Source organism: Methanoculleus sp. MH98A (assembly GCF_000691865.1).
Lineage (GTDB): Archaea > Halobacteriota > Methanomicrobia > Methanomicrobiales > Methanoculleaceae > Methanoculleus.
Genome location: NZ_JMIO01000013.1, coordinates 44,653 through 58,854 on the forward strand (window position 1 = coordinate 44,653; position 14,202 = coordinate 58,854).

A 14,202-nucleotide genomic window follows, 5' to 3' on the forward strand; every position below is an offset into this window, starting at 1 on the left:
GTCACCCCCGCTCCAGCGTGCAGGTCATGCAATGGGGGCCGCCGTAGCCCCCCGTCAGGTTCTCCAGGTGCAGCGGGCAGACCTCGATGCCGTGCCGGGAGAACTCCGGCTTGTGCGGAAAGACGTGCCCCCCGTTCTTTATCCGGCGATAGTCTTCTTCTGCGTGGCGTAAAAGCCGTCCATAACGCCGCGGGTCGCGGACGGCCTTCCTCTCCAGGTTCGAGAGCACCGTCCGCATCACCCGTTCCCCCTCCACCGCGAGGATGCTCCCGTCACGGACGCAGAGGACGTTCGCGGCGTAGGAGAGCTGCTCGAGAATAGAGAGATCGATCACGGAGAACCCCTTCGATCGGATGTAGTCGTAGAGGGTCGTCGTCTCGCCCGACGGCTCGTAGCCTCCGTCCGACCGGTGCCGGACCTCGAGGCGCGCCCTCCGGAGGAGGCGCTCCGAGCCGAGCACCACCCCGCTTCCCGCGACGTTGAAGTAGGTGTCGAGATGCATGTCGACCATCGGGTCGGGCCGGTCGCCCGGGATGAGCGGGTGGCCCGGCTGGTGGACGATGCCGATCTCGTCGAACCCCGGGGCGAAGTCGAGAAACCGGGATACCCCCTCGCGGTTCGTCCGATCCCCGGTGCCGACGAGGGCGAACTCCCCCATCGGCATGAAATCGCCGCCCTCGAACGTTCCCGGCGCCTGCACCGTCCCGGCAATCGGGATGCCGAGAATCTCCCAGAGGAACCGGGTGATCTCGGGCTCCCTTGCCCGCTGCCGCTTTGCCGGCCGGCCGACGACGAGACCGCGGGCGGTCGCCGCCTGCTGGTCGCGCATGAAGTAGAGGTTTGCAAGAGGCGTCTGCTCAAGGATATGGACGTCCACCCCGCCGCCGGCACCCCTCCTGCCCACGTCGATGACCGGGTTCAGGAGCAGGAGGGTGAAGAAGTGCAGCGAGTCCAGGGCATCGGCGTTCTGCTCCATGCTCCGCCGGGCCTCCGCCACCTCCTTCCGACCGCCCCGGACGGCGACGGTCTCGTGCGCCCGGTCGACGAGCCGCCGACGCACCGCCGGGTCGCGATCGGCTGCATCGAGAACCGTCTCTTTGAGCCGGAGCACCCGGACCCCGAACTCGTCCCGGAGCGTGCGCTGGAGAGCGTCGTGCTCGCGCCGCGCCTCGTGGCGGCTGAACGCCCGTTCGTAGAGCGCTGCGTACGGCTCGAGCAGCCCGAAGAACATCTCGATCCCCGGGCGGTGAACGACCACCGTCTGGAGCCGCTCCCACTCCGCCCGCACGCCCGCCGCCATCCGGCTCACCTCTCTCTCCGGGGAGCCGCGAAGAAGTAAGCGATCATCACCCCGGCCGCCGTCGCCGCCGCGAGCACCCAGTTCACCCGGCCGCCGAGGGTGAAACTGATGCCGACGAAGACGACGAACGCAAGAACGCCATAGAGAAGGAGTTTCGCATACCGATGCATCAGAAGAGTGTCCTCGCCCGGAGAACGGATAAACCTGTCGCGGGTTCCGGCCCGGATCCGGAAAGCGGAGCAAAAAACCCGGTGCCGGGGTTTCGCAAGCGGCCGTACCCTCCGGTCGGCAAACAAAACCATAAAAAATATCTACCGGAGAAACGACCAAGACTCAAAAGAGAAATTCACACAGGGAGGTGTTCATGTGAGGATCAGACGGTATAAACCCCCGATCTCGACGACCGCAAAACCGTTCAGGGTCGTGCGGAGACTGCAGTGCAACCCGACCTACACCCCGATCAGGATCGGTCCGGTAATGAACGCCGCCGTGCTCGCGGCCCTCTCGGCGACGTCCTCGATGTCGGGGCTGACCATCGGGGCCTGTATGCGCCTTGCAGGCCTCTAAGAGAGGGAAAATCGTTAACACCGCTTTTTTTGGAGGGCGTCACATCCCGAGGATGTCCATCACCCGAAACCCGAAGAGAACCATTCCCGTCCGCAACACCCCGAGGAGGTTGTTCCCTTCGATCGTGGCCGTGCCGTTTTGCATCGCCGCCCGGAAGGTGTCGAACGGCCGGTCGGAGACCATGACCTCCTCCACCGTCGCGGCGTCGGTGGTCACCGTGACGATCGGGTCCGGGCAGCCTCTTGCGTCGAACTGGATGACCTTTTTGTCGTGAAACGTGATCCCCATGACCAGCACGCCGTCGGGAGACGTGACGTAGAGGTTGACCTTCTCGTCCGCAAACGGCCCGGTCACCCACCCCGGCAGCCGGTCGGCGTACTCGTTATAGGTCAGGGTATACTCCCGCATCGCAAAGAGGAGGTTCACCTCCGCCGGGGTCAGGTCGGCGTTCTCGACCACGAGCCCCCCCGCCGGCGCGGTGAGAGCCAGCGCCGCGAGGAAAAGGACGAGGATCGTCCGGAGGCGCGGGATCACCGTCCTCCTCCCGCCCGCTCTTCGCGCTCCGGTGCGCCGGCTCCGGGAGCGATGCTATACGCGGAGCAGGCCCGCTCGTCGCCTTTATTGGTCAGCAAACTGCTGCCGCACATGCCGTCTCCGAGGATGGATGGCTGGTTCTGGTATTTCAGGATATCTATACGGCCCGGCTGCCGAAGGGTGCCGGGATGTATTTGCCGCCCCGGCCGCTACCCCTGAGAAGCGGCGGAGGGAGGAGGGGAGTAATCGCGCGAGTCCGTGTGCGGGCTCGCGCATCCCGGGAGGGAAAAGGAGATATGACGGCACCGTGCATGGAGGTAACAAGAGCGCGGGAGCGGATGGCGATCGATGGGAGGGGACGATATCATCGAGGTACGAGACCTCGAACATGCGTTCGGCAACTTCGCGGCGGTTCGCGGCATCAGTTTCACCGTCAAAAACGGCGAAATCTTCTCGTTCCTCGGCCCGAACGGCGCCGGCAAGAGCACCACCATCAACATCCTGACAACGCTCCTCCCCCTCCAGAAGGGCACGGTACGGGTGGCCGGTTACGACGTCGCCCGGGAGCCCGCGAAGGTCCGGGAGACGATCGGCATCGTCTTCCAGGAAGACGTGCTCGACCGCGACCTCACCGTTCGGGAGACGATGGAGTTCCACGGCCGGCTCTACGGCATCCCGCGGGAAGAACGGCGGCGGCGTATCGACGACCTGCTCGGGATCGTCGAACTTGAGTCCAAACGGGACGAACGGACGAAGAACCTCTCCGGCGGCATGAAACGGCGGCTCCAGATCGCACGCGGCCTGATGACCCAGCCGGAGGTGCTCTTTCTGGACGAACCGACGCAGGGGCTCGACCCCCAGACCCGGATGCGGATCTGGGACTATATCCGGCAGGTGAACGCGACCGGGACGACGATATTTTTAACGACGCACTACATGGAAGAGGCTGATATGCTCTCCGACCGGATAAGCATCATCGATCACGGCAGGATCGTCGTCTCCGGAACCCCGGCCGAACTGAAGGACGCCCTCGGCGAGGACGTCGTCTACCTGGAGACCGAAGACGACGAGAAGGCCAGGGACGCTCTTTCTGGGATCGAAGAGATCCGGTCGGTCACGGAGTCGCCCCGCGGCCTCTCGGTCACGATATCGGCAGACGGGAGCCACTGCCTCCCGCGGATCATAGAGCGGGTGCGCGGCGCCGGGATCGCCATCTCGAACGTGAACCTGAAAAAACCGACGATGGACGACGTCTTCGTCCACTACACGGGGAGCGAACTGCGCGACGCGGGGGCGTGAACGGATGGCATGGGAGTTCCTTACCGTCTACTGGCGGGAGATGATCCGGTTCGTCAGGTTCAGGACGCAGCTCTTCTCGTCGCTCCTGCAGCCGGCGCTCTGGATGGCCTTCTTCGGCATCGCGATGTCCTCGAACTTCGACCGGTTCACGTCGTCGATCCCGGCTCCTGCGGGAGTCGTCCCCCTCGACTACCTCACCTTCATGGCCGCCGGGGTGATCGCGATGACGACCCTCTTTACGAGCCTTTTTGGAGGGATGAGCCTCCTCTTCGATAAGAACTGGGGGCTGATGCGGGAGATGCTTGCAAGCCCCATGCCCCGGACGCACATCATGCTCGGGGTCAGCCTCTCGGGGATGACGAAATCATTCATCCAGGCGTCCATCATCATGGCCTTCGGTCTCCTCCTCGGGGTGCAGTTCTTCCCGGGGTATTCCGCCGCCCGGATCGCCCTCTCGATCCTCGGGATATTCGTGTTCGTCGGTGTCTTCTCGCTCGGGTTCCTCCTCTTCTCCTCCACCATCTCGATGCGCCTCGAAAGCCCCGAAGGACTGCAGGGAATCATCACGCTTCTCACCCTGCCGCTCTTCTTCGTCTCGAACGCCCTCTACCCGATCCAGGCGTTCCCGCCGTTTTTACAGACGCTCTCGATCTTCAATCCGCTGACCCACCTGGTCAACGGGATCCGCTACTTCGCCCTCGGGGGCGATTTCTTCGCCGTCGGCGCCCGCTACACCTCCACCACGGCCGACGTCCTCGGATCGTTCGCGTACCTGGTGATCTTTGCGGCGGTGATGTATCTCCTTGCCCGGCGGACGTTTGAGAGGGCGGTCGTGACGTGACTGCAGCCCCCATCTCATGATATTGATGACGCATCCTGATCGCGACCTATCTTCAACCCGGAATCGAGGCAACGGGGGCCCGACCGTCACCGTCAAAACCTCGAACGCCGGCATCGACCTCTTCGGGCCCTGACCGGCGCACCCCCCGTAACCTTTTATTCGCCCGGGACCAATCTTCGAGCATCCGATGATCCGCCATGACGCATCTTCTGTCCTTTACCGTTGAGGGGATAACCTGTGCTCTCCCTCTTGCCGAGACCCGGCAGGTCGTCGGCATGGTGGACCTCCAGCCGGAAACCGGGAACCGCCGCGGGGGAGCGGGAACCATGAACCTGCACGGCAGAGCCGTCCCCGTCTACTCGCTCCGGAGACTCCTCGGGCTCGCCGACCGCCCTCCTCTCCCAAACGACGTTCTCATCATCGCTTCCGGGGAATGCGTGGCGCTCTGGGCGGACGGGGTACGGGGGGTGCAGGAGAGCCCGGTCGAACTTCCGCCCGAACCCGACGCCACCTCCCCTCCCGGCATGCTGCTGACCGAAGAAGAGGAGATCATCATCTACGATCTCGGCGCGTTCCTTGCAACGGAAGAGACCGCGCAGTACTCCCTCCCGGGCACGGCCGGTACCGGGGAGGAGGCGCCTCCTTACGACGACGGAAAGGGCGGTGAGATCCTCGCAGAACGGGCGCGGGCGTTCGCGCGGCCGGAAGAGGAGACGGGCGGCGAGACCCCGTTCTCGGAACTCCTCACGTTCAGGCTCGCCGACCGGGAGTATGCCATCAAAACGCAGTACATCCGCGAAGTCTTCATCATGCACGAGATCACCCCCGTGCCCGGGGTGCCCGACTTCATCGCCGGGATCTGTGCCGTCAGGGGAGAGATCATCTCCGTCGTCGATCTCCGCGCACTCTTCTCGATCCCGAAGCACGGCCTGACCGACCTCAACCGGGTCATCGTTCTCTCCGACGGAACGGTGACCTTCGGAATCCTTGCGGACTACATCACGGACATCTACATCAGGCCGACCGACCAGTTCTCCCCCGTAGAGCCTGAAACGACCCCTATAAAACAGCGTTACCTCCTGGGCGTCACGGACGAATCGGTGCTCGTCCTCGATGCTGCGGCGATCCTCGGCGACCCCGCAATGGTGGTCGGCCAGACCAGAAAATAAACAGATTTTATCCGCCCATTATGGGTAACGGGGACCCTGGAGCGCCATTCGCGGGACGGATCATTATTTAACCCGGGGTGTGCATCAATCTATTAAGTCGTCTTACAGGAGCGAGTGGAACGGAAGTATCATGCTCACATTTTTTTCAGACATGAAAGTCGGGACGAAGATCCTCGTCATCTGCCTGTTTCTGGCGATCATCCCGACGCTTATGATCGGCATAGTGGCGTATACCAGTTCGAGCGGCGTGATTAACGACCAGATCGAGACGCTGCTCGAGACGCAGGTGCACGACGCACGGGGATGGACCAACGACGTCTACAAACTCACGCGCAATAAGGTGAACAGCGACCTCAACGTCCTCCACGAGAACTTTTACGCCCGGGGAACTCCCGAGATCATCGACGGGGAACTGGCCCTGGTGGACGGGACCGGCAACCCGTACGTCATCAACGACAACTTCGAGATCGTCGACCAGGTCCAGTCGCTGGTCGGCGGCGCGGCGACGGTCTTCCAGGTCTACGACGACCACGCCATCAGGATCTCCACAAACGTCATCGGGACCGACGGGACGAGGGCGGTCGGAACCGAGCTGACCCAGAACGTCTACGACGTCGTGGTGAACCAGGGGGAGACCTACTACGGGAGCAGGGACCTCTTCGGCAAGCGCTACGTCACCGCGTATGAGCCGATACGGGACAGCCGCGGAAACATCGTCGGCGTTCTCTTCGTCGGGACGGAGGAGCAGGAGACACTCGACGTCGTCAAGTCGAGCCTCAAGGATACGGTCATCGGCAGAAACGGCTACATGTTCGTCGTCGACAGCAACGGCCAGCTGCTCATACACCCGTCCCAGGAGGGGGAGAGCAAGGCCGACGAGGATTATGTCCAGGAGATGATCGAGAATAAGGTCGGCATCATCCGCCACCAGGTCGACGGGACGGATATCATCGATGCATACACCTACTACGAACCGCTCGACTGGCATATCGTCTCGCGTGCCGAACTCTCCGACTTCACCGGGCCGATAGACACCATCAGGAACACGATCGTCATCGTCGTCCTCGCATCCATCGCCATCGGCGTCGCAATCGCCATCCTCTTCGGCCGCTCGATCTCCGATCCCCTGCAGCAGGTCGTGCTGATGCTCAAAGAGCTCCGTAGCGGGCACCTCTCCGCCCGGCTCAACATCAGGCGGCAGGACGAGATCGGAGTCATGGCCAGAACAATGGACGAGTTCGCCGGCGATCTCCAGGAGAACGTCGTCGGGAACCTCAAAAAGATCGCTCTCGGCGAGTACGTCCAGGAGTTCCCGGTCGCCGACGAAGGCGACGAGATCCGTCCCGCGCTCGCGATGATGGTCCAGTCGCTCGACCACCTCCACAAAGAGACGCTCAAACTCACCGACGCCGCCCGTGCGGGCGATCTCTCCATCCGCGGCGATGAGAAGGCGTTCCGCGGCGGCTACCGGATGATCATCGCCGGGTTCAACAAGACCCTCGAGTCGATCACCGAGCCGGTGAACGAAGCGATGCGGCTTGCGCGATTCTACGCATCCGGCGACTTCACCGCCCGGTTCGACGAAAATATCCCGGTCGCCGGGGAGTTCGTCGCCTACCGCGACGCCCTCAACACCATCGGGATCGAACTCTCGCGGCTGATGAAACTGATCAGCGAGGAACTCTACGAAGGCGTCTCGGTTCTCTCGCTCGCTTCAAACGAGATCCTGGCGGTCACGAGCCAGCTCGCCGCAGCCAGTTCCCAGACCGCCGCGACGGTGAACGAGACCTCGGACTCGGTCGAGAGCGTCAGGAAGAAGACCGAGCTCGTGAACCTGAAGACAAAGGGAGTCTCGGAGAAGGCCATGCGGGCGCTGGAGGTCTCCAAGGGCGGCCAGAAGTCCGTGCGCGAGACCCTTGAAGGTATGAACCAGATCCAGCGCCAGATGGATATCGTCCGGATGAGCGTCATCAGGCTCTCCGAGCAGAGCCAGGCCGTCGGCGAGATCATCGCGACCGTGAACGACATCTCCGAACAGTCCAACCTGCTTGCGGTGAACGCTTCCATCGAAGCCGCGAAGGCCGGGGAGTTCGGGAAAGGGTTCGCCGTCGTCGCAAACGAGATCCATAACCTTGCCGAGCAGTCGAAGAAAGCGACCTCGAACATCCGGGCTATCCTCACCGACATCCAGCAGGGGGTCTCCTCGACCGCGGCCTCGACCGAACAGGGGATCCGGTCCGTCGCGGACGCGGCCCAGCTGACGAGCAACGCACAGGAGGTTATCGAGGTGCTCGCCCGGTCGATAGCAGACACCTCGCAGGAGGTCATCGAGATCGCCTCCTCGATCCAGACGCAGGCCTCAGGTATAGACCAGATCTCGAGCGCGATGGAGAACATCCGGGACGCGGCGCAGAAGAACCTCGAAACCACCCATAAGGCGGAGAAGACCGCCGAGGACCTGCACGAGCTCGGTGCCCGCTTAAAGAGGATCACCCAGCAGTACCGGGTCTAGCACAACCTTCCATGACCGGACCGGACGACGTATTTCGTGCCCGTCTCCTCGAGACATTCCGCGAGGAGGCGGACGAGTACCTTGAAGCAATCACCGAGGGGCTGATCGCGCTTGAGAAGGCCGGGCCGACGCCCGAGCTGGTCGAGCGGGTTTACCGGACGGTCCATAGCCTGAAAGGAGCGTCGCGCGCGGTCAATCACCGGGAGATCGAGTCGATCTGCCAGAACCTCGAGACCGCCTTCTCCCTCATGAAGCGGGCCGAGTACGTCCCGGGAGTGGACGATTTCGACCTATTCCACCGCACAGTCGCGGTAATCAAGAGCCTTCTCCGGGGAGAGAGGCCCGATGCCTCGCCGACAGAGATCAACGGGGCGCTCCGGGCCATCCCCGGCGGGATCGGTTCTCCGGGAAGCCGTCCGGCCGAACCTGGTCCGGCCTCCCGGGAGAACCACGCTTACGGCGCGCCAGGAGGTTATAACGGCGGCGAGCAGGGGACCGACCGGAGCACGGTGCGGATTGCCGCCCATAAACTCGACCGGCTCACCGCCGGAGCCGACAGTCTCCTCACGACCCGGCTCTTCATCATGCAAAGGATACGCGAGCTCGAGGAGATGGTGACCCGCTTCTCCCTCTGGCAGTGGAACCATTCCCAGGTGTTCAACGACCTGCAGATGATTCGCAGGAGAGCCTTCGGGGAAGAGAAAGCGGCGATTCCCCCCGATCTCGTCCTGCCGCTCCAGCGGGCGGTCGAGTTCCTGGAGTACAACCGCGAGTTCGTGACCTACCTGCAGCACGACCTCGCCACGCACCTGCGTTTTATGGAGATCGACCGGTCGGCGCTCGAGACGAGCACCTCCGAGATATCCGACCTCATCCACGATGCCGCGCTGCTCCCGGCTTCAACCATACTTACCCCGTTCTCCGTGTTCGTGAGAGAGTTCTCCCGCACCTCGGGGAAATCGGTCGACCTCACGATCGAGGGGGGCGAGATCGAGGTCGACCGCCGTATCCTCGACGCGTTGAAGAACCCCATCATGCACCTCATACGGAACAGCATCGATCACGGCATCGAGAGCCCGGACGTCAGGAGGGGGCGCCAGAAACCGGCCTGCGGCTCAGTGCGTATCCGGGTCTTCCCCCGGTCGGGGAGCAGGGTCGGCATCGAGGTGGCCGACGACGGTGCCGGCATCGACAGCAGCGCGATCCGGAGAACCGCCGTCGAGAACGGAGTGATCACGGCGGACGAGGATGCAAGCCTCACGGGCAGCGAGGCGATCTGGCTCATCTTCCGGTCGGGGATGACCACGAGCCGGATCGTCACCGACCTCTCGGGGAGGGGGCTCGGGCTTGCAATCGTGGAAGACACCGTCTCCCGTCTCGGGGGAGAGGTGACGGTCTCCTCGACCGTCGGCAGGGGAACGGCAGTCACCCTGACCGTCCCGGTGAGGATGGCCACCCTCCGCGGGCTGCTCGTCCGGTCCGAACGGCAGGTGTACGTCCTCCCGATGCAGCAGGTGAAGCAGGTTCTCCGGGTTCGCCCGGATTCCCTGACTATCTCCAGGGGCCGGCCGACGATCTTCCTCTCGGAGGAGACGATCGAGGTCATCCGGCTCACCGACGCCCTGGGCATCCCCCTGTCCAGCGCCCCCACGGAGGTGGACCGGCCGAAACCCCTCGTCATCATCGCATACGGTGCCGGGCAGATCGCATGTATGGTCGACGAGGTGATCCGGGTGCAGGAGATCGTCGTCCGGCCGCTCGGCAGCCAGCTCACCTCCGTACGGAGGATCGACGGGGCCGTGATCCTCGGGGACGGGCGTCTGGCGCTCGTGCTCGATCCCCTCGAACTGATCCAGGACGCGATGCAGGCGGAACGGTCGGTGTCGGCATCCGCACTCCCACAGGAGGCAGAGCGGCGGGTCATGGTCGTCGAGGACTCGGTCACCTCACGTGCCCTGCTGCAGGCCGTCCTCGAGGGGGCCGGATATCAGGTAGAGACCGCTGTCAACGGGATCGACGCATTCGCAAGGCTTAAGCAGCATGAGTTTGATATGGTCGTTTCAGATGTTGATATGCCCCGGATGAACGGTTTTACGCTCACCGAGAAGATACGTGCCGAAGGCGGGCACCTTGCCGGGATCCTGGTGGTGCTGGTCACTTCGCTCGATTCGCCCGAAGACCGGGAACGGGGCAAGGCGGTCGGGGCGGATGCATATATCGTCAAGAAGAACTTCGAGGCAGACGAGTTTCTCATGATAATCCGGCGCCTGATGCGTCGCCGCGACGGAGAGACACAGGAGCGATGATATGGAAGGGAAACACGAAGGAGGAACGAGAATGAGCGTTCTGGTGGTAGAGGATAGCAGGACGCAGGCCGAGTTCATCCGTCACGTCCTCGAGACGGAAGGGTTCGACGTCACCCTGGCAGCCGACGGCACCGAGGCGATACGGCGGATGGAGGCCGTTATGCCCGATATCGTCCTGAGCGACATCGTGATGCCCGGGATGGACGGCTACGAACTCTGCCGCCGGATCAAGCAGCAGAGCCCGGACACACCCGTCATCCTGGTCACCAACCTCTTCGATCCCGCCGACGTGCTGAAAGGGCTGGCATCGGGCGCGGACAGTTTCATCGTCAAGCCCGTCGACCCCGAACACGTCCGCTCCCAGATCGAGGCCGTCATGCGAACGCGGGAGATACCGGAACCAAAAGATTCTCCCGCCGAACTGGAGATCCCCTTCGCCGGCAGCACCTATACCATCGCCGCCGGAAGGCTCAAGATCTTAAACACCCTCCTCTCGACGTATACCATCGCGGTGACGAAGAACACCGAACTCCAGGAGGCGCAGGAGCAGCTGAACTCCTTGAACGAACAGCTCCAGGAGGCCGTCGCGGATCTCTCGCGCAGCAACGAGAGCCTTGCTGAAGAGAACCAGGAACGGCGGCGCGTGGAAAAAGCGCTTGCGGAAGCCAACAGGAAACTCCAGCTCATGGCGAGCATCACCCGCCACGATCTCTTGAACCAGCTCGCGGCGCTCTGGGGGTATCTCGACCTGGCCCAGATTCTGCGCGAGCGGGAACCGGCAAACGCGTGGCGCCACGTCGAGAGCGCTGCCGAGATGGTGAACCGGATCAACAACACCGTCCGGTTCACGGCCGAATACCAGAAGGTGGGGGCGGCGGCTCCAGCCTGGCAGGAGATCAGGAAACTTGTGGAGCGGTCGGAGAAATACGTCTCGACGGGTAACATAACCCTTGAGAACGCCATTCCGGCAGGGGTGGAGATCCTCGCCGACCCGCTCATCGAGAAGGTGTTCTCGAACCTTATCGAGAACGCGCTGCGCTACGGGGAGACGGTCACCACCATCACCTTCAGCCTCAAACAGGATGGAGATATCTACACCATCCTCTGTGAGGATGACGGCGTGGGAGTTCCTGCCGACGAGAAGGAGAAGATCTTCACCTACGCGCACGGCATGAATACCGGACTCGGCCTCTTCCTCGCGCGGGAAATCCTGGCCATCACCGGGATCACCCTCCAGGAGACGGGGATCCCCGGGAGCGGAGCACGATTCGAACTCCTCTGCCCGGCAAAAGTGATCCGTGCTCCCGGCAGGCAGACCGAATGAACCGAGACCATAACCGCAGGCTCCCCTCATGAGCGTCACCGACATCCAGACCACGTTCGTATCCGATACGCGCAACCGTATCGCGATCATCGCCGGGCTAGCCGTGCTGACCCTCGGCGGGAACCTGCTCGCCATGGTCCTCGGCGCACCGGAAGGGCTTCTCCCCCTTCCTTCCCTCCCGCTCACCATCCCGATCATCCTTGCGAGTTACTGGTACCCGCGCCGGGGCATCCTCTTCTCCGTCTGCTTCGCATCCATCTACGCCGTCACGACCTACCTTCTCTCCCCGCCGGCCCCCCTGCTGGCTTACGCCATCCTCCCCCGTGCGATCCTCCTCGTTCTCATCGGCGGCGTGGTTGCGTTCCTCGCAACGAAACTCCGTGAGTCAGAGCAGCAGATGAACCAGATCATCGAGTTCCTGCCCGACGCGACCTTCGCCATCGACCGCGAGGGGAAGGTCATCGCCTGGAACCGCGCGATCGAGGAGATGACCGGGGTGAAGAAAGAGGCCATGCTCGGCCGGGGGGGCTACGAGTACGCCGTGCCCTTCTACGGCGAATCGCGACCGCTGCTTGCAGACCGGATCCTCCAGGGCGATCCCGAAGCCGGGTACCCGTCGGTCAGGAGGAGCGGCGACGTCCTCGTTGCGGAGATCTACACCCCTCTTCTCAGGGGCGGGCGGGGGGCGCACATCAGGTTCGCGGCGACCGCGCTTCTCGACCGGAGCGGAGGGGTCACCGGGGCAATCGAGTCCATCCGGGACATCAGCGACGAGATCATGACAAAGGCCGCGCTGCAGAACGCCGGCCGCCAGCTCAACACCCTCACGGGGATCCTGCGCACCGACCTTGCGAACCGGCTTGCGGTCCTGTACGGGCACCTCTCGGTGGGCGTGATGAAGTTCGACGATCCCGAGATACTCTCCTTTATCGACGACTTAAACGATGCCGCAAACGGGATCCGGCGACAGATCGAGATCTCCCGCGAGTTCCGCGACATCGGGACGTCGCCGCCGGCATGGATCCCCGTGCAGCAGACCATCGGGAAGGCAGCCGCCACCCTCTCTTTCGGGGACGTCTCCCTCGACGCGTGGACGGAACGGCTCGAGATCTTTGCCGACCCCCATCTCGCGACGGTCTTTACCCACCTCTTCGAGAACTCGCTCGCATTGGAGACGGAGGCGAGCAGGATCGTCGTCACCTACCAGTTGCGCCCGGAGGGGTGTGCAATCATTGTCGAGGACGACGGGACCGGTATCCCCGATGCGGAGAAGGAAGATCTTTTTGCGCAGAAGGCGGAGAGCTACGGGCACGGGCTCTTCCTCGCCCACGAGATCCTGGCTATCACCGGGATCGCGATCCGCGAGACCGGGACGTTCGGGACGGGGGCGAAATTCGAGATCCTGGTGCCGTCCGAGGGCTACAGGATTGTCTGAGGTAAAGGGAATGATAACTGCCGTTATTCCAGAACTGGACACTATGTCGGCCGGGATCCGGCCGGAGGTTCGTGAACTGACAAGCGCGGAGTTCTCCGCCGCGGACGAGGTCTGGCGCGAGTACCACGGCACGGTCGGCGATCCCGCACGGGACCGGATCTTCGCGACCTTCCTTGCGGGGCAGATCGTCTCTCTCGCCCGGTGCAGGAGGCATCCCGACGGCCAGGAGGTCGACGGCGTCTTCACCCCCGATACCTGCCGGAAAAAGGGGTATGCCCGCACGACGATGACCGCTCTGGTCACGGCCTGCCACAACGACGACCTCTACATGTACGCGGTCGAGAGCCTCGCCGGGTTTTACGCGGAGTTCGGGTTCATCTCGATACCGGAACGCGACCTCCCGCCCGGAATCAGGGAGCGTTACACCTGGGCCGCGGGGAACATGGAGGGCGCCGAGGTCCGGCCGATGTTCAGGAGAGCCGGGTTGTTGTAGGCCCGGCGCCTCGCGGACTTCCGGGGCTCAGGCTCCGGCCCTCTGGCCCGTCGCATTCGAAGATGCTTCGCATCTTCTCGAGCTCCTGTCCTGCGGACAGTCGCATCCTACGGACAGTCGCCATTCGAAGATGCTTCGCATCTTCTCGAGCTCCTGCCGTTCCGGCAGTCGCATCCTACGGACAGTCGCCATTCGAAGATGCTTCGCATCTTCTCGAGCTCCTGCCGTTCCGGCAGTCGCATCCTGCGGACAGTCGCCATTCGAAGATGCTTCGCATCTTCTCGAGCTCCTGCCGTTCCGGCAGTCGCATCCTACGGACAGTCGCCATTCGAAGATGCTTCGCATCTTCTCGAGCTCCTGTCCTGCGGACAGTCGCATCCTACGGACAGTCGCCATTCGAAGATGCTTCGCACTTCTCGAGC

12 protein-coding genes are annotated in these 14,202 nt (G+C 63.3%); 9 read left to right on the top strand and 3 right to left on the bottom strand.

All coding sequences use genetic code 11. The features are described 5' to 3' along the window. Nucleotide 1 precedes the first annotated feature (1 nt). A complete protein-coding gene (locus EI28_RS02785; RefSeq protein WP_048112463.1) occupies nt 2-1,300 on the bottom strand; it encodes an arginine deiminase family protein in 1,299 nt (432 codons plus the stop codon). A 5-nt stretch (nt 1,301-1,305) separates the two neighbouring features. Further along, complete coding sequence (locus EI28_RS13910; RefSeq protein ID WP_155937225.1) at nt 1,306-1,470, bottom strand: hypothetical protein; 165 nt, start codon at nt 1,468-1,470, stop codon at nt 1,306-1,308. Between the two features lie 196 nt (nt 1,471-1,666). Between EI28_RS13910 and EI28_RS02795 the strand changes: the two genes are divergently transcribed. Further along, entirely contained in the window at nt 1,667-1,867 is a 201-nt protein-coding gene (locus EI28_RS02795) for a hypothetical protein (RefSeq protein WP_048112467.1), read from the top strand. 39 nt (nt 1,868-1,906) lie between these two features. Here EI28_RS02795 and EI28_RS02800 read toward each other — a convergent pair whose 3' ends face one another. Then, nucleotides 1,907-2,401 (bottom strand): hypothetical protein, encoded by a 495-nt coding sequence (locus EI28_RS02800; RefSeq protein ID WP_048112469.1) that lies wholly within the window; start codon nt 2,399-2,401, stop codon nt 1,907-1,909. A 348-nt stretch (nt 2,402-2,749) separates the two neighbouring features. Here EI28_RS02800 and EI28_RS02805 point away from each other — a divergent pair, with 348 nt between their 5' ends. The 8 genes from EI28_RS02805 to EI28_RS02840 all read left to right on the top strand — a co-directional run bounded on the left by EI28_RS02805 (nt 2,750) and on the right by EI28_RS02840 (nt 13,780). Further along, on the top strand, nt 2,750-3,700 hold the full coding sequence (locus EI28_RS02805) for an ATP-binding cassette domain-containing protein (RefSeq protein WP_048112471.1): 951 nt from the start codon (nt 2,750-2,752) through the stop codon (nt 3,698-3,700). Between the two features lie 4 nt (nt 3,701-3,704). After that, complete coding sequence (locus EI28_RS02810) at nt 3,705-4,541, top strand: ABC transporter permease (RefSeq protein WP_048112473.1); 837 nt, start codon at nt 3,705-3,707, stop codon at nt 4,539-4,541. 197 nt (nt 4,542-4,738) lie between these two features. Then, complete coding sequence (locus tag EI28_RS02815) at nt 4,739-5,710, top strand: chemotaxis protein CheW (protein ID WP_048112475.1); 972 nt, start codon at nt 4,739-4,741, stop codon at nt 5,708-5,710. Nucleotides 5,711-5,861: 151 nt separating this feature from the next. Further along, the gene (locus EI28_RS02820) at nt 5,862-8,222 is read left to right on the top strand and encodes a methyl-accepting chemotaxis protein (protein ID WP_231476545.1); all 2,361 of its coding nucleotides are present in this window, start codon (nt 5,862-5,864) and stop codon (nt 8,220-8,222) included. An 11-nt stretch (nt 8,223-8,233) separates the two neighbouring features. Next, the gene (locus tag EI28_RS02825) at nt 8,234-10,528 is read left to right on the top strand and encodes a chemotaxis protein CheW (protein ID WP_048112479.1); all 2,295 of its coding nucleotides are present in this window, start codon (nt 8,234-8,236) and stop codon (nt 10,526-10,528) included. A gap of 31 nt (nt 10,529-10,559) precedes the next feature. Next, complete coding sequence (locus EI28_RS02830) at nt 10,560-11,852, top strand: hybrid sensor histidine kinase/response regulator (RefSeq protein WP_231476546.1); 1,293 nt, start codon at nt 10,560-10,562, stop codon at nt 11,850-11,852. A gap of 28 nt (nt 11,853-11,880) precedes the next feature. Then, nucleotides 11,881-13,287 carry a PAS domain S-box protein gene (locus EI28_RS02835; protein ID WP_048112483.1) on the top strand — a complete coding sequence of 469 codons (1,407 nt, stop codon included), beginning with the start codon at nt 11,881-11,883 and terminating at the stop codon, nt 13,285-13,287. A 43-nt stretch (nt 13,288-13,330) separates the two neighbouring features. Beyond that, nucleotides 13,331-13,780, top strand: a complete 450-nt coding sequence (locus tag EI28_RS02840; protein ID WP_231476547.1) for a GNAT family N-acetyltransferase — start codon at nt 13,331-13,333, stop codon at nt 13,778-13,780. The last annotated feature ends 422 nt before the right edge of the window (nt 13,781-14,202 follow it).